The organism is Salinispora goodfellowii (assembly GCF_059570675.1).
In genome coordinates this window covers 1-25,412 of sequence record NZ_JCANTD010000041.1, presented here as the reverse complement: position 1 = coordinate 25,412, position 25,412 = coordinate 1, and the positions used below count along the sequence as shown (strand labels likewise).

Genomic DNA, 25,412 nt, shown 5'->3' with positions numbered 1-25,412 from the left:
CCGTAGGCCAGGTGCGCTCACGCTGTTGGGGACCCTCCCCGGTCTACCTGGTAGAGGGAGGATCGTTATAGGCGCTGGCTTCCAGTTCGCTGCGTTCGCCCGAGGATAATTTGCTGTAGTGCGTCCAGAACGTGTCAAAGGCGTCGCTGAGTGCCGGTGCGTAAGCGCTGCTAAGTGCCGCTGTCCGTAGGTCGATCTCGCCGGTGAGGACGGCACGTGCCAGTTCGCGGAGTTCGCGTTTTGGGCTGTCAGCAAGCTGGCTGAGGCTGTCGCGCAGTGCCCTAAGGCGGTGGGGATCGCCGCCTGCGACGTCGTCAAGGTCGCTCATCGTGTGACTCCGGCCGAGGCCAAGGGGTGGTCGTATCCGTTGCCAGCAGGCAGCACGGGTAGCGAGGCGGACTCTAGGTCACCGAGCCGATGCGTGAGGGCAGAGCGGAACGCGAGGACAGCGGCGGTAGCGTGCTGGTAAAGCTGGGTGGCCTGGCCCCATAGCTTGAGCATGTAGGCGACCTCGGCTGCGGCAACGCCGTAGCCGAGGACAGCACCGACGCCCGTTGCTGAGGTGGCCGTGCCGGCTGCGGCGGCGATGCCGGCGATGATGGCGGAGTCAACGAGTCCTTTGACGATGCCGCCAAGGGCTTCGTTTACTGACCAGACAGAATCAGACATCACCTTGTACTCGTGGCCGATGTCACCCAGCGGTCCGCGCAGGTCGGAAACGCTGCTGGCAAGCTGGGTGAAGTAGCTGGAGGCAGCTTCTCCCGCTTGGCCCTGCCACATCTGCCGGAGGCGGTTGGCTCCGGTTTGGGTGTTGAGGGCCAAGTCGTGCAGTGCGGACCCTGCGTTGGCGAGGACTGGTTGCATGGCAGCGAGGGCTTCCCAGTTGCCGAACATGCGCTCCTGAAGATAGGAGATGGGGTTGAAGCCGAAGACGACGTTAAAGCCTTCCATCGCCCAGGATGTGGGGCTGAGGTAGTCCATCCAGCTCAGGACGTTTGGCGGGGTGTCCGGGGCGGGCGGCGGAGTGAGATGACCGGTTACATCTCGCATGTCGGTAAAGGGCGGCGGTGGACAGGCGATCGCCGCCAGGTCCTGCTCCACCACGGTGGGAGGTTGACACGGTATGGCACCCGGCAAGGTGCGATCTAGATTGGCAGCGACCGTAAGATCTGTTTGTATGTAGTAAGTGGCGGCGGCAGTTAGTTCCGCACTGGACTGGTCCAGCAGGGTGATTAGTCGTACAAAAGTGTCGGAGACGACGGTGACAGCGGCCCGGTGTCCCTCAGCGGCGATGGCGATCAGCTCACCACCGATTGCATCTTTGGCGTGGGTTTTGACGAATCCAGCGATCGCGGAAGCGTCGGCGCTGGCGCGATCCAGTTGCCGCGCGTAGCTCGTCAAGGCGGCTGGCTCAACGGATAAGCTCACCCTTCCGCCACCATCGCCATGAGGACGAGTCCGGCCAGCCCGATCACTACGAGCGCGCTTGCTGCCAAGAGTAGCCGCACGGCGAGTTTCCCGCGCCGCCGTGCTGGGTAGTAGGCCGCGCCGCCTAGTCCAGCGAGAACAAGGGCAATCATGGGGCCCAGACGTAGCCCGTCGGCTACGCCGACCGCTACGGCGAAGACACCAACGAAGCCGAAAAAGATCGCTACGTTGGCGATAGCATTGCGGAGGTTGGTGTAAGCGGCTTCCTGGAGGTCGGCGACGGCGCCTTTGACATCCCGCTCGGCCTGTGCCTGCTCCTCAGTGGACATGTCTCTGGGCTTCCGCCCGTGCTTGTTGATCCCCGCCATGCCGCGACGATAGCAATTGAGCACTGTCCCGATCTGTCCCGAACTCGGCTCGCAGGGGAACAACATCGGCATGGGGCGACGCCGAGTACCCCCAGCACCGCATCGACGCCCTACCGGGCCGGCACCTCATACCGGGGCGCGGCCGGCGTGCCGAGCAGGACGCCCAGCCACGGCCACCGCGCCTCGGCCACCCGGACGAGGGCGTAGTAGCCGGCCATCGCCAGCGCCACCACGCCAGCAGTCAGCGCGGTGGACGAGTCGGCGTCGAGGACGACCCCCGCCCGCGAGGCCAGCCACGCGAGCAGGGCACCAACCCCGGCGGGGACGGCGGTGCGGATGAGTGAGATCAGGTAGTCGTGAGTCATCGATCCTCCTGGGTGCGGTTGGGGGTGGTGTCGGCGCCGACCTGCTCGGCGATCCGGCCGACCTGATCCTTGAGCGAGCTGCCGCCGTTGGGGCGCAGCTCCTCCAGGGCGTCCAGACGGCGCTCGATCCGGCCGACCCGGTCCATCAGCCCGGGGCGCCCGTCGGGCAGGCCGGGGCGGCCTGGCTCGCCCAGCAGGTCGTCCGCGAGCCTGGCCAGCTTGCGGCTGGTCGCCAGCGTCCCGCGGCCGGCACGGCGCAGCACCTCGGCGGCGGCGCCGACGGCGGCGATCACCGCCGAGATGTAGAGCAGTGTCTCCACTGCGGGCTCCTGATGTGCTTAGCCGGTCAGGTGATTGGGTTTCGGTACGCCGCGTCCCAGGTCTTGCGGCCCAGCAGCCCATCCCGGGTGAGGCCCTGGTCGGCCTGGAACGCCTTGATTAGCTCCCGGTACTCCGGGCCGTATAGCCCGTCATTGCCGGCCGTGCGCAGGTACCGGCGGCCCTTGCCGGCGGGCCAGCCGCGGCGGACTAGCTGCGTGGTCCAGGTGGCCAGCCACTGCAGGTCGGTGCGGCCCCTGAACCGGCGGCGGAAGTAGCCGGACACGGACCGGTTACCACCATCACGGGGACCAAAGTAGTAGCCGCCCGGCAGAGGGAACGCCACCGCCGGCCCGGGAGCCGGCCGCACCGGTGCCGTCCCGGCGAGCAGGTCCAGCCGCCAGTCCGTCCCCCGCACCGTGTCCGCAGCTGCACGACCTGCTCCATCGTGAGCCCGCCCGGGTCGCGCAGGTCGGCGTCGAAATCCCGGGCCCGCACCTCGTCGAGGCTGTCGCCATCGCGATACTCCGCCCGACCGGTCCGGTCCGGGTTGTGGCTCGACGAGGAGCTCTGGTGCGAGGTGTCCCCGATCGAGCCATCCGACCTGGTGTCCCGCTTAGGGAACCGCCGGTTCAGCTGATCACGGGCCTCATCCAAGTTCGGTACCACCATCCATGCCATCGGTGTTCACCTCCAGTTCTGGCCAGTCGGTCTGGGCGGGGTCGAGCCATGGATCCGGGGTCTCAGGTCCGATGTGCTGCTCCGGATTCTCGTCCGGGATTGGGTGCGGATCGGTGGTTTGCATTTTGCTCCTTGCATGGGGGCACCCATTCGACTTCGAGTACGGCTGCGAATCCGAATTGGTTGTAGAGCGATAGCGGCCCGCCGCTGTTTTGCCACACGAATATTTCGAGGTAGTCGCCAACAGTCAGCCTGATGAGTCCGGACGCTGACAGTCGAGGGCTAATCCCTGATGGCGTGGCCGGCACTGCGACTCCGACGCGGGCCGCAGTGCCGTCGCGATACACGACGAGAGCGCGCGACCCAGTGGCCTGGAGAGTAAAGCCGACTGCGGCACCTACCCGATAGAGGCCAGCCGTTCTGCAATAGATTCCACCGCCGATTATGCTCGCCATTTCATCCGTGTCCTCACTGGCGGTAGTGAGCGGCACCTGCGTGTACGTGGCGTGAGGAATGGTTTCCGCGGCTGTGGTTGTCATGAGACACAGCGGCCGTCCGAAGACGTCTGACCAGTAGGCACGGTCTCCCGCTGCCATTACAGCCCCCATCGTTTCGCGTCGGCCAGACGCACTGGCGTGCCGGCCGCTTGCGGTTTGCTAACCCCGTTGACCGCGCGGACAACATTGGCGGTCTGGGTCCACGGACCCGAACCGCTGGGCGTGCTCATACTGGTCACGGTGATGCGTTCTCCGCCGACGAGCCAGTCGTAGGGTATTGCGGTCGTCGACCATATGTCTTGGGCGGCGGCGACTGTGACCCTAATCGATGTGCCTGTAGCGTTGTGGTCGCCGATCAGGGTGGTGGTGCGCGAGTCCCACCGAAATGATGGGTCGTCCCAAACGCCGACCTCCCAGCGGTCGGCGGGTTCGGTGGCCAGCTCTGCCCACCAACTGCGTCGGCCGCTAATCGTCTCCCGTGCGTACACGATGGTCTGGTCGATAACGTCGGTCTTCGCCGCAGAGGGGGCGTTGACAACCTGTACCCGTGACCCGGGCTGGCAGGCCACCCAGTCCGCGGTCAGCGCCCGCCCCGAGCGGGTGTGCAGTGGCACGGTGAGGCGATACCGGGTACCTGTTTGCCCGTACATCCATAGCCGCCAGTCGGCGTGACCCTGCAGCTGGTCATCCGACGCCAGGTTAAGTCGCAAACTCGACGGAATCAGGCCCCGTTGGGTGATCGAGTCCTCGTCGGCGGCGACTGCGCTGGAGCCACCGATGCGTGTCACTGTCCAGTGATTACGCAGCTGCTGGTCAGTGGCGGCTGGAGTGAGCTGGCCGCCGAGCTGCCGGTCGGCGGCATCGATGATCAGAGCGGGCGGGGCGCTGTATCGGGACCAGCGAGGCAGGTACGCCAACCCGTGCCCGGATTCGTAGATGATGCCAAGGTCGGCATGCTCGCACTGCTGGTACAGATCGAGTGGGGTGCCGTCTGGCTGTATGCCCATCGCAGTCGCGCCGTCATCGGGGACTGTCGGCACTGACAGGACGATGCCGTCCTCGGCGCATAGCCGGGCCAGCCGCAGGTGCGCCTGTTCGCCTGGGTGGGCGTTTACCCACAGGTACGTGAGTGGCGACGTCGGGCTGTCCCACACCCGCAGATGCCCCACGACGAAATCGAGGCCGACGGACTCGAATACGCGCTGGTCGGGGTTGAGCGCGATGGTGTCGATCCGGGCCAGGGTGCCGGTAACGGTTGCCGACCCTATGCGCCACCGCCCTGTCCTGACCGTCACGTCGATGGACCCGCCGTTCTGGACGGCGGAAAACCCGAGATGGAAGGGCCCGAGGTTCCTCGTCGGCACACTCCAGAGGACTGTCGGTGCCCCTGACGCCGTGTAGGCCACCAGATAGGTGCCGTAGACGTCGTTGTAATCGTCGACATAGTCCCAGCGCACGAACGTCCCGGCGGGGGTGGTCCATCGCAGCAGGACAACCTCGCCCACCGGGTTTCCCGTCTGCCAGAACGCCTCCAGCGTCCAGGCGACAGGGCTGCTGGTGCCGGCCGGCGTCCGACCGGACAGGGTGCCGCCGTCGGCTAGTAGCGGAAGGGGTTTGGTGCCGTGCCGTTGGATGCCCCCATCCACGTTCCCGGCGGCGAACCTCACGTTCCCGGCGACTCGCATCGGCGCTGCACCCCGGATACCGGATGCCGCCTGCGTCGCATCGGCCTCGTCCTCGCATGGCCAATAGGCGAGCAGTCCGCTACTGATGGAGGCCACTATCCGGTTCATCGGTGAACGGGTCGGCGGGGACCCGCGCCCCAGCCGCCCGAGGATGCCCACCGACTCGATGCGTGCCACCGCGAGCTTGCCGGAGCGGCCCGGCCAGGTCACCGACCAGCTCCGCACGTAGCCGGAGTGACGGTTGTGCCACCCAGTCCCATCACCCAGTTCCACGTCCACACTGACTGGTGTCCACGTACGCACGTGTGGCCAGTACGGCGGAGCCGCATTCTCGACGGTGAACCGTCCGTCGCTGTTGCGTAGGGTCAGCGCGCATGTCGACGACTCGGGCCGGGTGGCGCTGGACTGGCGCCCCCACTCCAGCTCGATCGGATCCGATGCCCACCAGTAGGCGGTCAGGTCGGTCCATGACCAGGTGGCGGGTTCGGCGGACAGGTCAGCGCCGAAAGCGACGCGGATTCGCACCTGAAGCGGGTCACCGTCAGCCCAGCCCATACCGTCTCCCTACTGGTCGGATCCGATGGCCTGCTGCACGTTGCCGCCGCGGCCGGCGATCTGCTCCCGCAGCACCATGACCAGATCCCGCCACGAACCCGGAACTCCCCAGTGAGTAGCAGCCGACCCGGTGCGGTCGTAGCCGCTCCGGCCGCGAGCGGCTGGATAGTGGCCCCGCGGTTGAGGTATGCCAGCTCGGGGCCGCGCTCGCCGACCACGGCGAGACCTGGCGCGAGAGCGGTCCCGCCCTTCGCCAGGTACGGAATGTTCGGGGTGGACAAGGTTGCGCCACCCCACACCTGGCCCAGTCCGGGGACGCTGACCCCGGGAATACGGAAAGACAGCCGGTTCCATTTGCCGATAATCCAATTCAGGGCGCTTTTGAAGGCGGCCTTGAGCCCGTCGAAAAGTCCCCGCGTCGCCCGTCCAACCCGCCCGGGAAGCCCGGCCACCCAGCCAAGCCACGCGGAGCCCTTATCGACGATCCAGTCGAAGACGGTGCGAGCAAGCTCACCGACTTTGCGCCAGGACCCCGAAAACGTCAACCACCACACCTTCACCCCGAATGAAAGCACCTCTGTCAGCCGGTTCCAACGGTCGGCGACCCAATTCGCCACCTGGCCGGCGGCATCCTTTATGCCACCCCAAGCGGCGCGCCACAGGTCCTGGAACCACGTCGTTTTCGTGGCAATCAGCACGATAGTGGCGACCAGGCCGACGACCGCGAGGACGATCCATGTGATCGGCGAAGTCCACAGCGCCAGATTCAGTACCATCTGTACTGCCGCCCATGCCTTCAGGGCCACGATGATCGTGCCGATCACTCCGGCGAGGACTCCCAGCCCGGTCGCCAACGGCCCTACCCAGCCGGAGTTACGGCTCAGCCAGCCGAAAGTCGCCTCAATGTAGGGCACCGCCTGGGCGAGCTTGTCAACCAGCGCTGCTGGCGCCGCTGTTCGTCACGATCGTCGGCCAGTGGGTGGCCTGATGACCCACTCTTACTCCGCCTTGTCGCGCCGTCGGGTCCGGCTGGTGGTCGTGGTGCTCGGCATCGGGCTTGCCAGCGGTCCCGTGTTCGCGGGGACGGTATCGGCGCAGCCGTCCCCGGAACCCGTCCCCGCTCCGGGTGGGCCGTCCCCGACACCGGTCCCCGTGCCCGAGACACCGTCGCCGATTCCCCCGCCGCCACCGGAGGAACGACCCCGCCTGCCCCGTGGTCCCCGCCGACACCCGCCCCGGCCCCAGGGCTGTCCCCGCCCGCAGCACCACCACCCGATAGCGGGGACGACGACCCTGGCATGTTCGATATCCCCGGGCAGATCCGTAAGGCCATCAACGAGTTTCTGCTGTGGATTGCCAAGACCGGTCTCACGCCGGTGATGGACACTCTCGGCCGCACAGCGCTGTCCACCCCGGATCTGACCGGCAGCGAGCACGTCAGGGCGATCTGGACGACCAGCCTGGTCGCCGCGAACGGCATCTACGTGCTGTTCATCATCGCCGGCGCGTTGATCATCACTTCCCGGGAAACCCTGCAGACGGCTTACGGGTTGAAGGAGATCGCGCCGCGGCTGGCCCTCGGGGCGGTGATCTCGAAGTGATCGTCCTGGCCACAGTGAGGGTGTTCCTCACCCCCCCATGGGCTGGTCCTCATGGGCGTTCCGGCCACCACCAGCGGCCTGCTCGGAGTGTTGGTCTGCGTCACGATGCTGTGGCTGCTGACCAAGCTGCCAGGGCTGGCCAAACAGTTCGTCCTCGCCCCGCTCGGGTTGCGTAACCAGGGCCGGGGGCTGCTCGGTCAACTTCTGCAGACGTTTGCTTCATCTTCGGGCCGGTAATGGCCGATTCGCGCCTCGACCTCGGTAGCGCGAGATGCCCGACCCGACCTAGAAAGAAAACATATCGGTAGACATAGGCCTACCCGGTTTCAGCGGATATTACCCCGGGATCGTGTCTGGTTCACTTTCATCCCGCACTGACGGACATGACGTCCGCCAGGTCGAGGCCCCGACACCGTACGCCTGCTTCATGACCGAACGGCGCCCCTATCCGTCCGACCTGTCCGACGCCCGCTGGGCCCTCATCGCACCCGGCCTAACCGCCTGGCGGCAAGCCCGCACCGACGCCGGCGTCAGCGGACGTACCCCCACCCACGACCTGCGCGACATCTTCAACGCCATCCTCTACATCAACCGCACCGGCATCGCCTGGCGCTACCTACCCCACGACTTTCCGCCGTACCGCACCGTCTACGGCTACTTCGCCGCCTGGAGCAAGGAAGGCATCTTCACCGAACTCAACTACCAGCTCACCGGCCTCGTCCGCGACCACCACGGCCGCACAATCACACCCACAGCCATCCATGATGGACAGCCAGAGCGTGAAGACCTCTACCAACGTCCCACTATCCACACAGGGCACAGACGGCGGAAAGAAAATCGTCGGCCGCAAACACGGCATCATCACCGACACCCTCGGCCTCCTCCTCGCCGTCACCGTCACCGCCGCAAGCGCCAGCGACAACACCATCGGCATCAACCTGCTCAACCAGGCCACCACCACCCAGCCCACCCTCACCAAAACCTGGGTCGACGCCGGCTTCAAAAACCGCGTCGTCGAACACGGCGCCGCCCTCGGCGTCGACGTCGAGACCGTCACCAAAGACCCCCAGGCCAAAGGCTTCAGCGTGGTCAAACGGCGATGGGTCGTCGAACGCACCATCGGCTGGCTCATGCACCACCGCCGACTCGTCCGCGACTACGAAGCGCGACCCGACAACTCCGCCAGCATGATCACCCTCGCCATGATCGACAACCTCGCCAAACGCCTCACCGCCGAAACCACCCCAACCTGGCGAGAACCACTACAACCACAACACGCACAAAATACGTGAATCAGACGTCCTCTCAGCTTGCCGAGCAGGACTTCGTGCAGGCGTTGCCACACGTCGGCGTCGTTCCAGTCCCGCAACTTGCGCCCGCAGGTCATCCCCGACCCGAACCTGAGTTCTTGGGGCAGGTACTCCCGCGGGATCGCGGTGTAGGGCGCGAACAGGATCCCGCACCACACCTCGCTCAGCTCCAACGGAACAAACGCGTGCCGATGGCGCCGAAGACGACCGTGTAGCCGACCATCAGCAGCAGGTGTATTGGCTCCGGGGCGCCCCCCGCCCACGTGGCACGGATGGCCGCCAGGCCGGCACCCAGCGGGGTGGCCGCGCCGATGGTGGACAGGGTGCCGGGCAGCATATCCACCGGTGACCACACGCCGGCGAGGAACATCAGCGGAAACAGCACAGCCAGTCCGATGGCGGTGGCTGACTTGCTGTTCGAGGCGAGCGAGCCGATGAGCGTACCGATGGCCAGCGCGGTCGACGTCGCCAGCAGGAATGCCAGGGCGAACCCGCCGGGGTTGCCCGGCGGCGACACGTCCAAGACGAGCGCGGCGAACAGGGTCATCAGCGCCACTCCCGCGATCGCAAGCATGGCGTTGACTAGCAGTTGCGCCGCGAGCAGCAGCCACGGCGACGCGGGGCTGACCGCTAGACGGCGCAGCACGCCCCGCTCGCGGTAGGTCGCCAGGTAAACTGGCATTACGCTCAGGCCCAGCACGGACAGCACGACCACGGTAGTCACGCCGGGGATGAAGGTGTCCACCACGGACTCGCCGCCGAAGCCGTCGAAGGGCTCGTTGAACCCCGGCATCAGCGAGAAGATTGTCATCAGGAACAGCGGCAGTGCGACCACCATGATCGCGGTTGCCGGGTCGCGCAGCAGCAGCTTCGTCTCAATCTGTGTCATCTTCAGCAGTGCGCCCACGGGGCTGCCTCCTCGTCCTCGCTGCTTCGTCGTCGGGTGGCCGGTGTCCTCCTCAACGCTCACCGGCTCCGCTCCTCGCCGGTCAGCGCGAGAAAGGCTTCCTCGAGCCCGGTGTTCTCCACGCTCAAACCGACGGGAACGATCTCCCGCCGGGCCAAGCTCGTCGTCACGGCCTGCAACAGGTCACTCGAACCGTGCAAAGTCACCTGGTCGCCGTCGCGCACGACCGCCTCCACGCCCAGCAGCCCGTTCAGGTCCTCGTCGCTGATCGGTAGCGACGGCACGAACGACACTCGCTGCCTGGGACCGGCGCGGCCAATCAGCTCGTCGGGCGAGCCGACGGCGGCGACGGTGCCCTTGTCGAACACGGCGATCCGGTCGCAGAGCCGCTCGGCCTCGTCCATGAAATGCGTGATGAGCAGGACGGTGACCCCGCGGTCCCGAATCCGCTCGACCAGCGACCAGGTGTCGCGCCGCGCCTGCGGGTCGAGTCCCGTGGTCAGCTCGTCGAGGATCGCGACCCGCGGGTCGCCCACCAGTGCGAGCGCGATGAACAGCCGCTGCTTCTGGCCGCCCGACAGCTTGCCGAACCGCGCGTTCCGCTTCTCCGCCAGACCCCACTCCTCAAGGAGCTCGCGCCAGTTCAAAGGGGTGGGATACAGCGAGCTGTACAGGTCCAGCGCCTCCCAGACCTTCATGTTGTCCGGCAGCGCCCCGTCCTGCAGCTGCACTCCGAGGGTAGAACTCAGCTCGGCCGCGTGGCGGGTCGGGTCCAGCCCGTTTACTGAGATGCGGCCCGAGTCGGCCCGGCGCAGCCCTTCAATACACTCGACTGTGGTGGTTTTGCCCGCCCCGTTACGTCCCAGGACACCAAAGATCTGGCCTTCCTCCACGGAGAAGCTGACATCTCTCAGCGCTGTGTGGTCTCCGTAGCGCTTGGTCAGGCCCTCGACTTCGATGATCGGCATGTTTCCTCCCTTTCTCGGCCGGCCGGTTGTCAGTCCACATCGAACCTAGGCTCGGCACTCACTGCGGAGATATGTCCCAAGGCCCCGTCTTTGGTGGGGCTTCCCCCACCTCGGTCCGCTCCCGGCCGGCGTGGAGGAATCGGTTACCGTCCCTGCCGAGCGTGAGATGCGCGCCTCACTTGCCCGAGCCCCACCCGGGGGTCCACTGGGACCGCCTGCTGTTTCGCGCCAAGGGAGTCGGTGTAGATGGCGTGGTTCCGCTGACCCGCCGGCGGCTCGACTTCGACGAAGCGCGGCTGGCGGTGAGCCCGTCAACCGGCAGCTTCAGGGCCACCGTGCTGCTACCGGACACGCCGATCCGCACGTTCGGCGGCCGGTTCACCACTGGGCACGGCTGATCGTCACCGCCGTGACGGTGGAACCGTGACGGCTCACGGTAACGCTGGACTGTCGTCCCTTCGAGGAGATTGTCGGCGACGGCACGAGGATCTCGGCGGCGCCGGAAAGTACGGGTTCAGCCACCGGCCAGGCAATGCCGAGCTCCGGGTCGAGTGGACAGAACCCGTGTTCGTGCCCCGGCCGACAGGCGGAGGAACACAGATAGGCCACCGAAGCGCCAGCGGTGTCGGTGTCGGTGCACCGGATGACAGTGCTTCGGATGATCCGGCGATCAGGCGAAAGGCCGGTCGGAGCGCCTCAAGACCTTCGGGAATGGTCGAGGTAAGCAAGGACGGCCAGCACGCGGCGGTTGTCCTCCACCGACTCCGTGATGCCGAGCTTGGCGAAGATACTGGTGGTGTACTTGCTGATCGCGCCCTCACTCAAGTAAAGCCGCTGAGCGATCCCGCCGTTGGAACGACCCTCGGTCATCAGTTCCAGCACCTCGCGCTCCCGAGGCGTGAGGGAGGCGAGGGGACCTCGCCTCCTGCTTGCCGCGAACAACGACGAGATCACGTCCGGGTCGAGCGCCGTGCCGCCTTCGGACACCCGCCGCAGGGCATCGACGAACTGGTCGCCGCCCAGGACTCGGTCCTTCAACAGATAGCCGATACCACCCGCACGGTCAGCGAGCAGCTCCCGGGCGTAAAGCTGCTCGACGTGCTGGGAGAGCACAAGCACCGGAAACCCCGGGTACTCCTGGCGCACCGCCAGGGCGGCGCGCACACCCTCGTCGGTGAACGTTGGGGGAAGCCGGACGTCGACGACGGCGAGGTCGGGACGGTGCTCCCGGACTGCTTCCTGCAGCAGCGGCCCGGTGTCCACGGCGGAGACGACTGTGATGCCGCGCGCGGCCAGCATGTGCGTGAGGCCCTCGCGGAGCAGGGCGAGATCCTCCGCCAAGACGATACGCACAAGCACTCCGGGGGTGAGGGGCCGGACACCAATCCTAGTGCCGCCGCCGATTACCCGTTCCGGCAGTACGGATCCTGCTCCCAGCTCTCGCACGGCACGCGCAGCGTCACCTCGGTGGGGCCGCCCAGAGGGCTGATCACGGTCAGCTCGCCGTCGAACGCCGCGAGCCTCCGGCGCAGCCCCTGCATGCCCGTACCGCGCGCCGGGTCGGCACCGCCCGCGCCATCGTCGCGAACCGAGCCCTCAAGATGTCCACCCTTGAACCGCAGCGTGAGCCGCACCTGGTCGGTTGCGGCGTGTTTGGCGACATTGGTCAGCAGCTCCCGCAGTGCGAAGTAGACCGCTGACTCCACCGCTGCCTCGGCGCGGCCCGGCACGTCGACGTCGACGTCGACGTCGAGCGGGGCGTCCAGCGCCAGCGCTCGAACCGCCTCGCCGAGCCCGCGCTCGGCCAGTACCGGCGGCAGGATGTCGCGGACGACGGCACGGAGGTCCGACAGGGTTCGGCGCAGCCCGCGACGGGCGTCGCCGATCACCTCGCGAGCCCGAACGGGGTCGGTGTCGAGCAGCAGCTCGACGGTGTCGAGCTGCATGCCGATCGACACGAGGCCTGCCTGCACGCCGTCGTGCAGGTCCTGCTCGATGCGGCGCAGTTCGGCCACCTGCGAACGGTTGACGGTCGATCGGGAGTGGGAGAGCTCCTGCACCCGCCGAGCGAGGACCGCGGAGGCGGTGGGGGAGAGCAGCTTGACGCCGACCCACCCGATATTCCGCAGCACAGCGGGTGCAACCAGCAACCCGGCGGCGACCACGGCCAGCCCGACGACGAGACCGATGACCGCGGAAGTGCCCGCCGGCAGACCTACGGCCCTGAGGAGCCCGTTCCACGCTTCGGCGGGGTCGTAATCCAGCCACGGGCGGGTCGGGAGGTACCACACCCACGGCCACACCAGCGCCACTGCTGCGTAGCCGGTGGCGGCGACGATCGTGCCGGTGACCACGGCGGTGAGTGGTTGCACGGCGGTCCAGGCCAGGTCACGCCACGTCGCCGGATCCCGCATCACCCACGCGTAGCGTGCCAACCGCTCGACCGGGTGCGGCGAGTCATAGAGGGTACGACCGCCCTCGTAGAGCCCGTCGCGGCGTGGCGTCGGGGGGGCGGGCGCGGGGAGGTAGGGATCGACGACTGGGTGACCCGCCCACCGACTCAGCAGCCGCCTCTGCGCAGAGACCGCGGGCCGGGCGACCCGCTGGGCCGCCGGTAGCAGCCAGCCCCCGCCGAGCGGCAGAGTCGCCGTGACGAGCACGGCGAGAAGGAGGTTGGGACCGGCGAGCAGCGTCGCGACTGTGACCCCGCTCAGCGCCGTGAGTCCCCGCAGCACCGCGGTCATCGCCCGGTGCGCCCCCGACCGCGCCTGGGTCCGCCCCGTCGGCCCCAGCAGGCGAGCGGCGAAGTGCCCGTACGCCGCCGTCGCACCGGGGGCGATCGCGACGCCGAGCACGGCTAGCGTCGCTCCCGCCGAAACAGCCGCCCACCCGGACGACCCCGGGACGCGGACCGCGGCCAGCAGGGCGCCACCGCCGACGAGCGCGGTGGGGAGCAACGCGGTGACGGCGGCGACGACGGGAGCGAGCAGTAGGAAGGCGTTGTCGCGGTGGGTGGCGGAATCGGTCGCGAGCCACCGGCTCCGGTGTTGGTAGGAGGGCAGGGCGGGCGAGCGGAACAGCTGGTTGCCCAGCCGGTAGCGGCCGCGCGCATCCGGTTGTGGCGGCGGGGGAGCTGGCCGGTACGGACTTTCGATCGTGGGCCCGCACCAGCGTCGCACCAGCCGCCGTATCAGGCCGGTGAAGCGCCGAGCCGCCGTGGTCGCAGACAGCACGCCGAGTAGAGTCAGGGTCCAGGACAGGACCAACACGACGACACCCACGACCGCCAGCGCGGTGAGCGCAAGCCCGCGCACCAATGCCATCAGCCGTTGCCGCACGCTTACCTCCGCATCGCACCCTGCATCGGTGTCAGATTCAGTGTCGCAGCATCCGCCATCGCTACATCCGCCATGACCGGACGGAGCGTGGGGCCCCTAGTGCCCCCTAGCGATCGGATTCGCTGCCCCAGAGCGGCTCGATGGGCCTTAGGCGAACCGCGTCGGCGCCCTAACCTGGGCTCGTGACCGAAGTCGTGACTGTCGATGAGCTGCGCAAATCGTACTCGGCGAACCCCGTCCCCGCCCTCAACGGCATCAGCTTCTCGGTCGAGTAGGGCGAGGTCTTCGGCCTGCTCGGCCCCAACGGCGCCGGCAAGTCCACCACGATCGGCATGCTGACCACGAGGATCCGGCCCACTTCGGGGCGGGCGCAGGTGGCGGGCGTCGACATCGTGGCCGAGCCGGCGAGGGCCCGGCGGGCGCTCGCCGTGGTCCCTCAGCGCAACAACTTGGACCGTTCTCTGACGGTGCGCCAGAACCTGCGCTACCACGCCGCCTACCACGGCGTCCGGCGCGTCGAGCGGAACCCGCTGGCCGACGAGATGATCGGACTGCTCGGCCTGGACAACCTCGCCGACTCCCGCGTCGACCTCATGTCCGGCGGCCAGGCGCAGCGCGTCATGATCGCGCGGTCCCTCATGCACCGGCCGCGCGTCCTGTTCCTCGACGAACCCGTCACCGGTTTGGACCCGCAGTCGCGCCTGTTCGTGCATGAGCGGGTCGCGCAGCTGCGCTCGCAGGGGGTGACAGTCGTGCTTACCACCCACGACATGGACGTGTGGGGTTTCATAACCCTGTCACCGACTCTGAGCAGGGCCGTCTACGCGGCTCGTTCGTACTCGTTGATCAGCCCGCCGAGGACTGGGCGACGTCTGACCCGCTCGTGGGCCAGGTCGACGACGGGCCGGTCGGATCGTGGAGGCTGCCACTGCAGCGACCTGTGTGGTCGTCGGCCGTTGTAGTGACTGGCATATTCATCGAGCGTCAGGCGTAGATGTCGTTCGTTGACGATGAGCATGCGGTCGGTGAGCTCGCTGCGGACGGTGAGGACGAACCGTTCCGCGTGGGCATTTGCTCGCGGGCTTCGCGGCGGGATCTTGCATACGGTGACGCCGGCATCGGCCAGCACCGCGTCGAAGGCTGCGGTGAACTGCCCGGCCCGGTCCCGGATAAGGAATCTGAATTGATCGGCGCGGTCACCGAGGTCCATGAGCAGGTTGCGGGCCTGCTGGGTGGTCCATGCTCCGTCCGGGTTGGCAGTGATGCCGAGGATGTGCACGTAGCGGCTGCCAACCTCCATCACGAAGAACACGTACAGGCGCTTGAGGGTGAGCGCGCAGTCCACGTGGAAGAAATCGCAGGCCAACATGGTCGACGACTGGGCGCGGAGGAACCGTCGCCAGGTGGTGTGGTCACGGCGCACGGGCGCCGGTGGGATGCCCAACCGTTTGAGGATCCGCCGGATCGTGGACGCGCTCACACGGTGGCCGAGGCCGAGCAGTTCGCCGTGGATGCGTTGGTAGCCCCAGCCGGGGTTGTCCCGGGACATCCGCTCGACCAGGGCGGTGATGGCTGGGTCGGTCGGCGGCCGGCCGGACCGGTTGGGATATGTCCAGTGGCGGGCGACCAGCCGCCGATGCCAGCGCATGACCGTGGTCGGAGTGACGAGCCGGTGCGCCGCCAACGCCCGGGGCAGGAATTTGATCAGGGCGGCGAGCACCGCTCGGTCTGCCCAGTCCAGGTGCGGTGTCGGATTCTGCCGGCGCAAGACCGCGTTCTCGTGACGGAGCACCAAGATCTCCACGTCTTTGGCCGCACCGGTGCTGGCCAGGAGGGCGAGCCATCCGGCGATGCGGCAGAACACGAGGTAGAGCAGGCGCAGCGACACAGGTCAGGCCCAACGCCTGGGCATCCCACAGCGAACCGCTCAACGGCTACTCGCCGTGGCAGGTAGGCAGATGATGCGGGCCGGTAACCGGTAGTCAGTCCAATCATGGAGCGCCCCGCTATCCCGGGGTGCTCGCTCTGGGTCGGGGCGACTTACTACTTCGGCGGCGCGAGTGACCAGTCTGCGTCCCCATCCTTGACCGTGGCGTCGTTGAACGTTGACGAGTTGGGCGACGGCCACTTCCCAGCAGGGAAGGAGCTGTTGTCCACGGCCTCGCCGTGGAGGCTAACCATTGCTGAGGCCTGCGAAGCGAGGAAGGTCGATAGGGTGGAAATGGCCGTCCAGACGATTGCAGTGTTTACGCCGGCTTCCTCTAGGATTAGTGCGGCGCCAACCGGGGAAAAGACTGCAGAGCCCAGAGCGGCGATCGCGGTGATAGTTGCTGCTATGAGCTTGGCGACCACAGCGGCGAGCGTGGAGTAGAATAATGCGCCAGCACCCGCGCATAGGAGAAGGTGGTTCGACGTGCTCGATGCGATGGCGCTGATGTGCGAGGCGGCACCAGAATGACTGTCAACGCTGTTGACGTAAGCGTCTCTCGCCTTGCCTGACCAGTCGGAGTTGTCAACGACCAAGTGCTGTGACGAAATAGCACTGCCCACCCCCGAGGCGGAGCCGTGAACGTCCATCCAGTCCCAGGCATCCAGGAACATGAAAATAGGGGCAGTGGCACCTTTTAGGAGATCGAGGAGGAAATTGAAGATTTCTTTGCCGATCTTAAATGATTCTCGACCAAGCCACAAGATCTCTTCGGCGATAAAGTCTGGGACGAACCAGCGGCCAGCGGCGGCAATGGCAGCCGGCTCGACCTGGTTAAGGCGCATGTTCAGGTCGTCCAAGCCTGCGCCGATGTCCGCCAACAATCCCTCGAACTGGGCTTTACTGAAGTCCACGACGCACCCTAGTTTAGTAGATGTTCCGAATGCTGTGCTCGTTACTGCGGTCTTCCTCGTCGTAGGTATCGGCGACCTGGCGCAGGGTGTTCGCGACCTCAGTCATAGCAGCCTGCCCTTCGAGGCAGCGCTGACTAACGTGCCGGACAACTTCGTTGTAGGGGGAGACGATCAGTTGAAATAGGCCAGCTTCCACCCGGCCAAGCTCCATGTTCACAACCTTGGCAGCGGTTGCCCCGATCGCCGTACTCTGCCGGTCCCACTCGCCCGCCTCGATCCGTAGCGCGTCCGTTGCTACGGCTACCTGTTGATCGTTGGTGGACGACATGTTCAGCGCTCCTTCGACGAGTGGGTCGAATTTTGAAACCCGGTCAACGTGGCGAGTGCTTGGTGCGCGAGCTCATCGAGGTTCTGCGCAACCGACTTGCGGCGGGTGGCATCCTCCTCGAGGGCAGCGCGTGCCTGCCTCAACGCCTCAGCAAATGCCGCATTAATGCCAGCGGCCCCCTCTCGCATCGCCCACGGCGGGCTAACCGTACAAGCCTGCAAGCCGGTAGGGGTAAGCGTGATCGACACGGCCCGATCCTTGCCCCAGCCCATTGAAGTTGGTGATGCGTTGGCGGCCTGGTCGCGTGTCACCTTTAGCGCTGAGAGCACTTCTTCTGTCAGGCTCAACGGGTCACGCGGGCTACCCCATCGGCTGAGCTTGAACCATTGCAGCTTCGCCGCTCCCTCCTGGCACCGGCGATGTGGTCTCCCCTCGGAGATGCGGGGGAGTGAGGGAGCGCACGCTTTCGGTGTTGAGGGACTCGGACCATGCCCGTGAAGCCTCGGCTACCGCCTGCTGAAAGGCAAGCAACACGGATGGTCCTATCTCGTCAGCCGCTAGATGGCGTTGCCAACCAGTGTTTACCTCGATACGTGATGGCAGACCGTCTGACTCCACGGCTACCACGACGAAGCCGGTCGGGTCAGTGCCTCGCGCGCCGCTCGGGTGTGGCTGGGCCTGCATCGCGCTGATTGCACGCTGAAGCTCCAGTGCACGCTTCTGAATCTCACGGAGTCGGGCTAAATAGTCCTCACTCATGCTGACCTCAACGCCCCTAGGTTGACGGCTGAGCCGTCACTACGCGCCGTACCAGCGCCCATCCGATGACGCCCGCCGCGACCGCGGAGTGCGCGAGTAAGACCGCCAATCCTGCCCATGTTCCGTTCACCAGGTACCCGAGCGTCAGCGTCGCCAGTAGCCCAGAGGTCAGCCAGAGTAGGGCGGCCACGATCCGGCGAGGCCGGACCGAAGACTGTTTCCAGGCAAGCGCAACACCGACCAGCGCAAGCACCAACGAAAGTAAGGTCACCACCTGCGAACCGGTCGAGCCGAAGACCGCATCTGAGGCCACGTCCGGAGAAGAGGAAATCACGAGAGCGACGACGGGAAGCTCGCAGACTGGCACTATCGCCCAGAGAAGAAGAAACATCCTAGTAGGACGATTTTTGCGCGAAGACAGACCTTGCTGCACCGTTCCCCCGTCAACCTCCCCTAGGAAGATCGCTGGCGACAACGAACGGTCGCCGCCCACGGCAAGCCAGTGTGCTGCATGATCCGGGCGCCCCGCAACCCTCTGGCAGGAGAGTTTAATAACGGACAATCTGGAGTATCTGTGTCTACCCCTTCCGCAGCGCGTTCGGGCCATCGTTGCCGGTAGCTTCTTCGCGACGTAGCGCGTTGAGCAGGTCGGATACACGGTTGTTGCGGATGGCGTGGCCGCTACGGCGGAGACGATGCGCGAGGGCGTCACGGCTGACGGTCCGTCCCTCGCGGGTCAGCTCGTCGCGGGCGGCCCGAGCAGCGGTTAGCAGTGGGACGAGGTCTGAAACAAGGTCAACACCGTCATCGGGGTTGAAGTCGTCCACGTCGTCGTCTGGGCCGTACTCCTCGTCGTCGTGGTCGTGTGAGTCCGGCTTGGGTGCAGGTTGGGCTTCGGGGCGCGGGCTGCTGGCGTTGGGGACAGGCGCGGAGGCAGGGTGATGTGGCTGTTTGGCCCCTGACGCCGCCTCGGGCGGGTCGGGTTTGTTGGTGTCGCTGTTGGTCGGGGTTGGTGTGGGTGCGGTGATGGCGGGTGCTAGCCGGTCAGCCCAGGCGGTGTAGTCGACGCGGGAGGCCAGTTCGGCCGCTACCCGGTCCAGATCCAACGTACGAACCGCGATGTCAGCCATGTGGGGGTCGTGTTGGTCAGCGCGCACGACTTCAGCGACGGCCCGGGCGACTGCCGGGCGGCGTTTCTCGGCGCTGATGGCCTGTTCGGCGACGCGTAGAGACTCAAACAGGGCGAGGGGGCGCCACTGGCCGGTGATGGCGTCGCGGTGGCCTTCGCGGGCCAACTCTGCCGCGTGGGCGGTGAGGATCGGGTGGCGTATCCGCCGCCATAGGCCGTAGTCGGGGGCGGTGTCGGCGAGTTTGCCGGCCGCGCGGAGGGCGTCTCGTCGGCGGGCGGCGGCGTGCAGCATCCACAGTGCGTATGCCGAGCTGGACAGCACACCGAACACGGCGGCCCAGTACAGGTCTGGCCAGTGCCCGGCTACCTGGATACCGACCGCGACGGCGGCGACCGCGCTCGAGAACACACGCAGGCCGTAGGCGCGTTCACCGAGGCGCATCCGTTCGTCGGCCATCGCGGCGAGGGCCATCGTCAGTAGTTCCAGGCACAGCGCGAACGGCAGCACCATCAGTACCCGGACCGGGACCGGCACGGCGGGCGACCAGGACAGGTGCTCGAGGGCGACCCAGGTCTGACCGATCACGGCGCCGCTGACGGCCACGGCGTAGAACGGGTACGCCCACCGCGCTGACCAGCCTGCGCTGCCGTCGCACGGCGGTCGGCTGCGGCCCGGGCGTTCGGCGGTGTCGTGGTTGGCCTGGAGCTGAGTGTGGGGGTTGTTGGTCATCTGCGGTCCCCGGCGGTGGTGGGCTGGAGTTGGCGTGCGGCGACGCGGCGGGTGGCCTCGGATGGTTCGGCGTCAGCCAGTTCGGCGAGGCATTGCTCGAGGCGGCGTAGGGTGCGCCGCACGGCGTCGGGTCGTCCGGCGCGGCCGTGGATGCGCATGATCCGCTGGTGTAGCTCCTCGTTGACCGGGTCGTACTCCAGCGCACGTTCCAGGGCGGCTACCGCCTGGTCCGGGTGATCGGGCTCGGTGATCTCAGCGATGCGGGCGAGCGCGGACAGGATCTGGTGCCGGTAGGTGGTGGCGTGGTCGAGGATCCAGGGGTGGTCGCCGCCGTCGGCGAAGTCACCCCGATACAACTCGACCGCCTGCCGCAGCGCGGTGAGCGCGGCGGTGTCGTCTTTGGCTCGGTTGGCGCGCTCGATGGTGGTGAGCATTTGCCACAGGTCCACGGCGATCAGTTCGGGGTCGAGGCGGTAGCGGTTGGTCGCCGGGTCGTAGACGACGAACATGGCCTCCGTGTCGGTGGCGGTGCGTAGCACTCGCCGGATGGTGCTGATGTCAGTGCGGATGCGTTTGCCGGCGGTGCCCGGGTCGGTGTCGGGGTGCAGGTCGGTGGAGAGCTGGTCGAGGGTCCGCCCCGTCGTCGGGGTGGTCTGGTATCGGCTCGTTCGTGTCGGCGGTCACTGGGGCTGGTGAGGTCTTGGTGGGCGGCTCGTCGATGTCGGTGCCGGCTTCGGGACGGGCTGTTGCCTCCGTGAACATGGAGAGGATGGCGGCGAGGTTGTCCGCGCCGAGGGTGGACAGCCGGGTCACCGGGGGCGGTTCGTCGCCGCTGGCGGTGCCCTCGACGCTGATGTTGAGGGTGGGGATGTCGTCGTGGTGGCCGAGGATGACGGGGTGCAGGTCCAGGATGGCGCGGTGGGTAGCGATGGCGTGGAGACGAGCGGTGTGCCGGGGGCTGGAGGCGATGAGTAGCACGTACGGGGGCTGGGTTTCGGCGTGGTCGGTGCGGGCGTTGAGGTCGGCGATCGTTCCGGCGTTGAAGGTGTCCAGTAGTCGGTGCCGGCCGATCATCTCTTCCTCGGCGTGGGTGATGGCCGCTGCGGTGTCGGCGAGCACGATGAGGCGTTCTCCGTCGTAGGCAGTGTCGTCGGGATCGAGTCCGACGGTCGGTGCGTTCTTGGGCAGGAGCCGGGCGAGTAGGCCGGCGGTGGTGACCACGATCGGGCGGGCGGTGGCTGTCTCGGCCGCGCTGCTGGCTAGGACGGAGGCGAGGACGGCGCGGGCCGCTGGTATAGCTCCGTCGCCGTGCAGAGCGACGCCGGGACCGGGCAAGTGGAACAGGCTTACTTCGGCGCCGTCTGCATCGACTCCGATCAGGGCCGCAATTGCAGGGCTGGCGCGATGACGGTCGCCGTTGCCGGGATTGAGGCGGCGGCTGCCGATGATGTCGACGGGGGCCAGAGGCGGCGGCATCGGAACGCGGTGCGGCGTGCTGCTCACCGATGCCGGGAAGGTCAGCCGGGCGCGGCGGCGGTGTTGCAGGCGCAGTAGGACGGCCACGGCCGCGATGGCGGCGGCTAGACCGAGGCTCATCCAGCCTTGTTCCGGCAGCGTGATCCCGGCTTCGTGGTCGGGCCGGTTGTCGAAGGGCGCGGTATCCGGCGTTGGAGTGTCGACATCGGGTGAGCCGGCTGGGGTGCTTGGCTCGGCGGTCGGTGGCAACGGGCTTGACTCCGGAATGCTGGGGGCTAGTGACGCGGGCGGTGAATCGGTTTGGGTGCTCTTGTTGGGCTCAGGTGCGGCGGTGTCAGAGCTGCCGGGTGGAGGACTTTCGGTGTGGGGTGGGGTGGCTACCGGTGGGGCTTGGCTGGCGGGGACAGCGAGAATCCAGCCAATGTGGATCTCATTGGGGTCGGTGAGGGCATAGCCGTTGGCCTGTTTGTGTCCCTGGTTGAGTTTGTAGATCTCTCGCCAGCGGTGCGGGTCGCCGAGGTGATTGGCGGCGAGGTCCCACAGGGTGTCTCCGGCGGTGACGCCGATGCTCCTGTCAGCGTGTCGGTCTACGAAGTGGGCGTCGATGTGGTTTCGGGCCAGGGCCGGCGGGGTGGCGACAGCGGAGTCGCTGTTGTGGGTTTCGGGGGTCGGAACGGCCTTGGTTGTCGTGGACAAGCTGATGGTGTGTCTCAGCTCGGAGGGGGCGGAGCAGGGAGGTGGTGTGTGCGGCGCAGCGTCGCGGATCGTGGCGTCGGCGGCTGATGACGGTGTCACCGCAGGCAGACCGGTATCGGTGGCGGTGGGGCTGTGCGCGGTGGCGGGAAGGGCGGCGGTGGTGACGGCGGTGGTGGTGCCGAGCAGCGTGGCCGCGAGTGCTTGCAGGGGGCCGGGTAGGTGCAGGGTGAGGTGCCATCGCAGGCGGGTGGTGAGGTATCGGTGGATGTGTTCGATGACGGCGGTGACGAGGAGTATCCATAGCAGCCAGGCGCCGACGTACACCAGCAGAGCGAGGAAGCCGGTCGTCAGTGGCTGGTGCACCCATGCCTGGACCTGGTCCATGGATAGATCGACGACGGTGAGCCAGCCGGACTGGTAGAGCAGTGCTGGTGGTGCCAGCGCGAGGGCAGCGGTCGGATGGGGTCGAGCCATGGCCAGGTGCGCGTAGCGGCAAGGTCGGCGGGGTAGGCGTCGAGGATGGCCTGCCACGCGGTGTGGGTGTTGGTGAGCGTGGTGGCGGCGTGGTGAATGGCGGCGTTGAGGTGCCACAGGTCGACGTTGATGTGTGCGGGGTTGAGGCGGTAGCGGTCATCGACGTGGTCGATGGCGGGGAGGCCGCCGGCGTCTCGGATGGTGCCGCGTAGATCGCTGAGGGCGGTGTAGAGCCGTCCGGTGAGGGAGCGGCGGGGAAGACCTGGATGGCATCGGTGAGTTGTGCGGTGTCGGCTCCGGTGGGGTGGGCGGCGAGGTACACGAGGATGTGGAGGGCGGCGCTACGGCGGACGGTGACGGGTTCGCCGTCGAGGAGGAGTTGGGGATCGCCGAGGACGCGCAGGTGTAGCCGCTGGCGGGCCGCCTGGTGGCGGAGGGTGGGTTCGTGTCGGGTGCTCTGTCGTGGCAGCCGCGGGTCAGGTGGATGGGGCAGGGGAGTAGCGCGGGGAGCGGTCGGCTCAACTGGTGTCGGGTCGGGAACGGCGATGAGGGCGAGCAGGTCGATGGCCGCCATTTGGTCCAGGACGCACAGCCGTGGCCCGGTCTTCTCGGGAACAAGGGGGTTGTGCAGGTAGCCTGCCGAGTCGGCGCGCCAGGTCGGGCCGGCCGGCCATTTTCCTAACGCGACCACCGTGGCAGCGGTGGTGACGCTCGCTTCGACGAGGTGCTTGACCTGGGATTCGTCGCCATCCTCCTCGCTGAGGAGCACGATCTGCCGATGGCGGGCCGCACGTGACTTCCTGTCTTCGGGCCCTGGGACGGCGTGCGGTTCCGCGCGGTGGTGGGCGGCGTGGACGAGTTGCGCTGCTTCGTCAAGGTTGTCGACAATTGTCAGCGGCAGACGCCGGCCGAGTGCTTCTGCGGCAGGTCCGAGGAGACTGGCAAGGGCTGCCTTGGTGGTGATCAGCGATGTTGTGGGAGGTCGATGCCCGGCGAAGAGGGCAGTGACCAGCAATCCTCGTCCGACGGGCCGCGCGCCCACGCCGATGAGACCCACGCCGCCAGCCGGCAGGACGTCAACGAGGGCGGTAATCCCGATCGATGGAGCCGGTGCGGCTAGTGGGCGGGGGCTGTCGGCGAGTGCGGCTTGCACCGCAGCGACGGTGGGAGGCAGCGAGGCGAGGTCCGAATTGTCACGGCTGGTGTCGCGGGTGGTAGTCACGGCGGCAACGTAGCCATACCGAAGCTGCAGCAGCGGTGACCTGCGCAGCGACGTCACGAGGCAGCCAGCCACCTGATACGACGATCCCGTTCTCGTGTGTGACCTCGCCGGAATCGTCAGGACTGGCCTGGATTTGAAGCGCGACTGGGCCGGACGACACCGAATGCGGTACGGCGGCGGTGACGTTGGTAGTGGTGACACCGAAGACAGCGGCGCCGGCCATTCCGCTGGCCGTGGCCTGCAAGGGCGTCGGCAGCGGCAGCCGCCGCAGCCACGCCGAGGTTGCGCGTAGCCGGATAAGGACCCGCATCGCAACGGTGTAGGCGAGCATCAGCCAGACCAGCCATGCTCCGACTGTCAACGCGGCAGTGAGTGTCTGCTCGGTCAACGGCTGCTGCACCCATGCCCGCGCCTGCTCCGTGCTCGGCCAGCCACGGAGGGGCGGGCCGATCAGGGTCAGCAGCACCAGCGGTGGACCGGCCAGCAGTGCAAGAAGGAACAGCAGTGACATCAGCCGCCGTGGCCAGCGCACCTCATCCACCTCCATCCGCAGCCCGGAAGGGTGCCGCAGTAGTGGTCGAGGAATGAACGACGCGCGTCCAGATGCGGGCCATCCACCACACTGCCACCGCCACGGCATAGCAGATGGCGAGGATGCCAGTAGACGGCGCGCCAACGATCGCGGCGCTGATCACCGAGACCGGTGCGGCCAGGATGACGCGGAACATCAGCGGCGTCACGAGCGCCATCACTGTTCCGCCCCGGGTTTGATGGAGACATCGAAACCTGGGAGAAAATCTAGCTATGCCGGCACCGAAGAAGTACAACGATGAGCTGCGTGAGCGTGCGACCCGGTTGGCGGTCGAGGCCCGCCGGGACCCGGTGTCCGCGGTCGGGGCAATCCGGCGGATCGCCGGTCAGCTGGGGGTTCATCCGGAGGCGTTGCGGACCTGGGTGAAGAAGGCCGAGACCGACGCCGGCGACCGGCCGGGCACCACCAGCGGCGACGCCGAACGCATCGCCGCCCTCGAACGGGAGAACCGGGAACTACGGCGGGCGAACCAGATCCTGAAGTCCGCGGCGTCTTTCTTCGCGGCGGAGCTGGACCGTCCGTCGCGATGAAGGTCGCCTTTGTCGACTCCCACCAGGCCGAATACGGTGTCCAGCCGGTCCTGCAGGCTCTTGAAGATACGCCGGCACAGATCGCACCGTCGACCTACTACGCCGCCAAGACCCGCCCTCTGAGCGCCCGCTCGCGCCGCGACGCTGAGCTGACCGCGATGATCAAGCAGATCCACGCCGAGAACTACGGCGCCCGCAAGATCTGGCACGAGCTGCTGCGCCGCGGCGTGCGGGTGGCCCGGTGCACTGTCGAACGACTGATGCGCGAGGTTGGGCTGCGGGGCCTGTCGCGCGACAAGTCGCCGCGGACCACCAGGCCGGCCGCCGAGACCGAGCGGCCTCGTGACCTGGTAAAACGCGACTTCACCGCGGCAGGCCCGAATCAGCTGTGGACTGCGGACCTGACCTACGTGCGCACCAGCGTGGGCTGGGTGTACGCCGCGTTCGTCCTGGACGTGCACTCCCGCATGATCGTCGGCTGGCAGGTCGCCACCTCGCTCTACACCGACCTCGCCCTGGACGCGCTGAAGATGGCGATCTGGCGCCGCGAGAATCAAGGCGCTGACCTGGGCGGACTCGTTCATCACTCGGACCGGGGCGTCCAATATCGAGCG

General features: G+C 67.2%; 24 protein-coding genes and 6 pseudogenes. 7 read left to right on the top strand and 23 right to left on the bottom strand.

What is annotated here, in order from left to right; translation table 11 throughout:
• Window positions 1–43: 43 nt before the first annotated feature.
• The 9 genes and pseudogenes from T398_RS24105 to T398_RS24065 all read right to left on the bottom strand — a co-directional run.
• Window positions 44–328 (bottom strand): hypothetical protein, encoded by a 285-nt coding sequence (locus T398_RS24105; protein WP_491639336.1) that lies wholly within the window; start codon window positions 326–328, stop codon window positions 44–46.
• Entirely contained in the window at window positions 325–1,401 is a 1,077-nt protein-coding gene (locus T398_RS24100) for a hypothetical protein (protein WP_496450152.1), read from the bottom strand. The genes T398_RS24105 and T398_RS24100 overlap by 4 nt, the downstream gene beginning before the upstream one ends.
• 23 nt (window positions 1,402–1,424) lie before the next feature.
• Complete coding sequence (locus tag T398_RS24095; protein WP_496450151.1) at window positions 1,425–1,796, bottom strand: hypothetical protein; 372 nt, start codon at window positions 1,794–1,796, stop codon at window positions 1,425–1,427.
• A 110-nt stretch (window positions 1,797–1,906) separates the two neighbouring features.
• Window positions 1,907–2,161: a hypothetical protein gene (locus tag T398_RS24090; RefSeq protein ID WP_496450150.1), complete on the bottom strand. Its 255-nt coding sequence runs from the start codon at window positions 2,159–2,161 to the stop codon at window positions 1,907–1,909.
• Window positions 2,158–2,481 carry a hypothetical protein gene (locus T398_RS24085; RefSeq protein ID WP_496450149.1) on the bottom strand — a complete coding sequence of 108 codons (324 nt, stop codon included), beginning with the start codon at window positions 2,479–2,481 and terminating at the stop codon, window positions 2,158–2,160. Before T398_RS24085 ends, T398_RS24090 begins: the two co-directional genes overlap by 4 nt.
• 26 nt (window positions 2,482–2,507) lie before the next feature.
• Window positions 2,508–3,160, bottom strand: a pseudogene (locus tag T398_RS24080) (peptidoglycan-binding domain-containing protein).
• The gene (locus T398_RS24075; protein ID WP_496450148.1) at window positions 3,129–3,284 is read right to left on the bottom strand and encodes a hypothetical protein; all 156 of its coding nucleotides are present in this window, start codon (window positions 3,282–3,284) and stop codon (window positions 3,129–3,131) included. The pseudogene T398_RS24080 and the gene T398_RS24075 overlap by 32 nt, the downstream one beginning before the upstream one ends.
• A gap of 471 nt (window positions 3,285–3,755) precedes the next feature.
• The gene (locus T398_RS24070) at window positions 3,756–5,897 is read right to left on the bottom strand and encodes a hypothetical protein (RefSeq protein ID WP_496450147.1); all 2,142 of its coding nucleotides are present in this window, start codon (window positions 5,895–5,897) and stop codon (window positions 3,756–3,758) included.
• Between the two features lie 9 nt (window positions 5,898–5,906).
• Window positions 5,907–6,787: pseudogene (locus tag T398_RS24065) on the bottom strand (phage tail protein); the annotation flags it as partial.
• Window positions 6,788–7,195: 408 nt separating this feature from the next.
• On the opposite strand from T398_RS24065, the gene T398_RS24060 reads away from it, so the two are divergent.
• The 3 genes and pseudogenes from T398_RS24060 to T398_RS24050 all read left to right on the top strand — a co-directional run bounded on the left by T398_RS24060 (window position 7,196) and on the right by T398_RS24050 (window position 8,790).
• Complete coding sequence (locus tag T398_RS24060) at window positions 7,196–7,498, top strand: hypothetical protein (RefSeq protein WP_496450146.1); 303 nt, start codon at window positions 7,196–7,198, stop codon at window positions 7,496–7,498.
• Between the two features lie 51 nt (window positions 7,499–7,549).
• Entirely contained in the window at window positions 7,550–7,735 is a 186-nt protein-coding gene (locus tag T398_RS24055; RefSeq protein WP_496450145.1) for a hypothetical protein, read from the top strand.
• A 190-nt stretch (window positions 7,736–7,925) separates the two neighbouring features.
• Window positions 7,926–8,790, top strand: a pseudogene (locus tag T398_RS24050) (IS5 family transposase).
• 11 nt (window positions 8,791–8,801) lie between these two features.
• On the opposite strand, the pseudogene T398_RS24045 reads toward T398_RS24050, so the two are convergent.
• The 3 genes and pseudogenes from T398_RS24045 to T398_RS24035 form a co-directional block, all read right to left on the bottom strand.
• Window positions 8,802–8,957 (bottom strand): annotated as a pseudogene (locus T398_RS24045) (transposase); the annotation flags it as partial.
• Window positions 8,958–8,971: 14 nt separating this feature from the next.
• The gene (locus T398_RS24040) at window positions 8,972–9,715 is read right to left on the bottom strand and encodes an ABC transporter permease (RefSeq protein WP_496450144.1); all 744 of its coding nucleotides are present in this window, start codon (window positions 9,713–9,715) and stop codon (window positions 8,972–8,974) included.
• A 59-nt stretch (window positions 9,716–9,774) separates the two neighbouring features.
• Window positions 9,775–10,683: an ABC transporter ATP-binding protein gene (locus T398_RS24035; RefSeq protein ID WP_496450143.1), complete on the bottom strand. Its 909-nt coding sequence runs from the start codon at window positions 10,681–10,683 to the stop codon at window positions 9,775–9,777.
• 179 nt (window positions 10,684–10,862) lie between these two features.
• Here T398_RS24035 and T398_RS24030 point away from each other — a divergent pair, with 179 nt between their 5' ends.
• Entirely contained in the window at window positions 10,863–11,081 is a 219-nt protein-coding gene (locus T398_RS24030) for a hypothetical protein (RefSeq protein WP_496450142.1), read from the top strand.
• A 298-nt stretch (window positions 11,082–11,379) separates the two neighbouring features.
• On the opposite strand, the gene T398_RS24025 is transcribed toward T398_RS24030, so the two are convergent.
• Window positions 11,380–12,036 (bottom strand): LuxR C-terminal-related transcriptional regulator, encoded by a 657-nt coding sequence (locus T398_RS24025; protein WP_496450141.1) that lies wholly within the window; start codon window positions 12,034–12,036, stop codon window positions 11,380–11,382.
• Between the two features lie 50 nt (window positions 12,037–12,086).
• Window positions 12,087–14,021: a sensor histidine kinase gene (locus T398_RS24020; protein WP_496450140.1), complete on the bottom strand. Its 1,935-nt coding sequence runs from the start codon at window positions 14,019–14,021 to the stop codon at window positions 12,087–12,089.
• 287 nt (window positions 14,022–14,308) lie between these two features.
• Between T398_RS24020 and T398_RS24015 the strand changes: the two are divergent.
• Window positions 14,309–14,686, top strand: a pseudogene (locus tag T398_RS24015) (ATP-binding cassette domain-containing protein); the annotation flags it as partial.
• Window positions 14,687–14,841: 155 nt separating this feature from the next.
• On the opposite strand, the gene T398_RS24010 reads toward T398_RS24015, so the two are convergent.
• The 9 genes and pseudogenes from T398_RS24010 to T398_RS23970 form a co-directional block, all read right to left on the bottom strand.
• A complete protein-coding gene (locus T398_RS24010; RefSeq protein ID WP_496450139.1) occupies window positions 14,842–15,909 on the bottom strand; it encodes an integrase core domain-containing protein in 1,068 nt (355 codons plus the stop codon).
• Between the two features lie 155 nt (window positions 15,910–16,064).
• Complete coding sequence (locus tag T398_RS24005; protein WP_496450138.1) at window positions 16,065–16,862, bottom strand: hypothetical protein; 798 nt, start codon at window positions 16,860–16,862, stop codon at window positions 16,065–16,067.
• Window positions 16,863–16,875: 13 nt separating this feature from the next.
• On the bottom strand, window positions 16,876–17,190 hold the full coding sequence (locus T398_RS24000; protein ID WP_029126055.1) for a hypothetical protein: 315 nt from the start codon (window positions 17,188–17,190) through the stop codon (window positions 16,876–16,878).
• A gap of 2 nt (window positions 17,191–17,192) precedes the next feature.
• On the bottom strand, window positions 17,193–17,537 hold the full coding sequence (locus T398_RS23995; protein WP_496450137.1) for a hypothetical protein: 345 nt from the start codon (window positions 17,535–17,537) through the stop codon (window positions 17,193–17,195).
• A 428-nt stretch (window positions 17,538–17,965) separates the two neighbouring features.
• Window positions 17,966–18,340 (bottom strand): hypothetical protein, encoded by a 375-nt coding sequence (locus T398_RS23990; protein WP_496450136.1) that lies wholly within the window; start codon window positions 18,338–18,340, stop codon window positions 17,966–17,968.
• A gap of 187 nt (window positions 18,341–18,527) precedes the next feature.
• Window positions 18,528–19,808 carry a hypothetical protein gene (locus tag T398_RS23985; protein WP_496450135.1) on the bottom strand — a complete coding sequence of 427 codons (1,281 nt, stop codon included), beginning with the start codon at window positions 19,806–19,808 and terminating at the stop codon, window positions 18,528–18,530.
• Window positions 19,805–22,454 (bottom strand): annotated as a pseudogene (locus T398_RS23980) (AfsR/SARP family transcriptional regulator). Before T398_RS23980 ends, T398_RS23985 begins: the two are co-directional and overlap by 4 nt.
• A gap of 1,193 nt (window positions 22,455–23,647) precedes the next feature.
• Window positions 23,648–24,208, bottom strand: a complete 561-nt coding sequence (locus T398_RS23975; RefSeq protein WP_496450134.1) for a hypothetical protein — start codon at window positions 24,206–24,208, stop codon at window positions 23,648–23,650.
• Between the two features lies 1 nt (window position 24,209).
• Window positions 24,210–24,425 (bottom strand): hypothetical protein, encoded by a 216-nt coding sequence (locus T398_RS23970; protein ID WP_496450133.1) that lies wholly within the window; start codon window positions 24,423–24,425, stop codon window positions 24,210–24,212.
• A gap of 55 nt (window positions 24,426–24,480) precedes the next feature.
• Here T398_RS23970 and T398_RS23965 point away from each other — a divergent pair, with 55 nt between their 5' ends.
• Window positions 24,481–24,798 (top strand): transposase, encoded by a 318-nt coding sequence (locus T398_RS23965; protein ID WP_496444900.1) that lies wholly within the window; start codon window positions 24,481–24,483, stop codon window positions 24,796–24,798.
• Window positions 24,795–25,412: IS3 family transposase (locus T398_RS23960; RefSeq protein WP_496444902.1), on the top strand; the 618-nt coding region annotated here is incomplete at its 3' end. The genes T398_RS23965 and T398_RS23960, both read left to right, overlap by 4 nt.

Coding starts and splice junctions, on each gene's coding strand:
- T398_RS24105 (WP_491639336.1), bottom strand. CDS start 328: ATGAGCGACCTTGACGACGTCGCAGGCGGCGATCCCCACCGCCTTAGG.
- T398_RS24095 (WP_496450151.1), bottom strand. CDS start 1,796: ATGGCGGGGATCAACAAGCACGGGCGGAAGCCCAGAGACATGTCCACT.
- T398_RS24090 (WP_496450150.1), bottom strand. CDS start 2,161: ATGACTCACGACTACCTGATCTCACTCATCCGCACCGCCGTCCCCGCC.
- T398_RS24075 (WP_496450148.1), bottom strand. CDS start 3,284: ATGCAAACCACCGATCCGCACCCAATCCCGGACGAGAATCCGGAGCAG.
- T398_RS24070 (WP_496450147.1), bottom strand. CDS start 5,897: ATGGGCTGGGCTGACGGTGACCCGCTTCAGGTGCGAATCCGCGTCGCT.
- T398_RS24060 (WP_496450146.1), top strand. CDS start 7,196: ATGTTCGATATCCCCGGGCAGATCCGTAAGGCCATCAACGAGTTTCTG.
- T398_RS24055 (WP_496450145.1), top strand. CDS start 7,550: ATGGGCGTTCCGGCCACCACCAGCGGCCTGCTCGGAGTGTTGGTCTGC.
- T398_RS24035 (WP_496450143.1), bottom strand. CDS start 10,683: ATGCCGATCATCGAAGTCGAGGGCCTGACCAAGCGCTACGGAGACCAC.
- T398_RS24000 (WP_029126055.1), bottom strand. CDS start 17,190: ATGTCGTCCACCAACGATCAACAGGTAGCCGTAGCAACGGACGCGCTA.
- T398_RS23990 (WP_496450136.1), bottom strand. CDS start 18,340: ATGTTTCTTCTTCTCTGGGCGATAGTGCCAGTCTGCGAGCTTCCCGTC.
- T398_RS23985 (WP_496450135.1), bottom strand. CDS start 19,808: ATGACCAACAACCCCCACACTCAGCTCCAGGCCAACCACGACACCGCC.
- T398_RS23970 (WP_496450133.1), bottom strand. CDS start 24,425: ATGGCGCTCGTGACGCCGCTGATGTTCCGCGTCATCCTGGCCGCACCG.
- T398_RS23965 (WP_496444900.1), top strand. CDS start 24,481: ATGCCGGCACCGAAGAAGTACAACGATGAGCTGCGTGAGCGTGCGACC.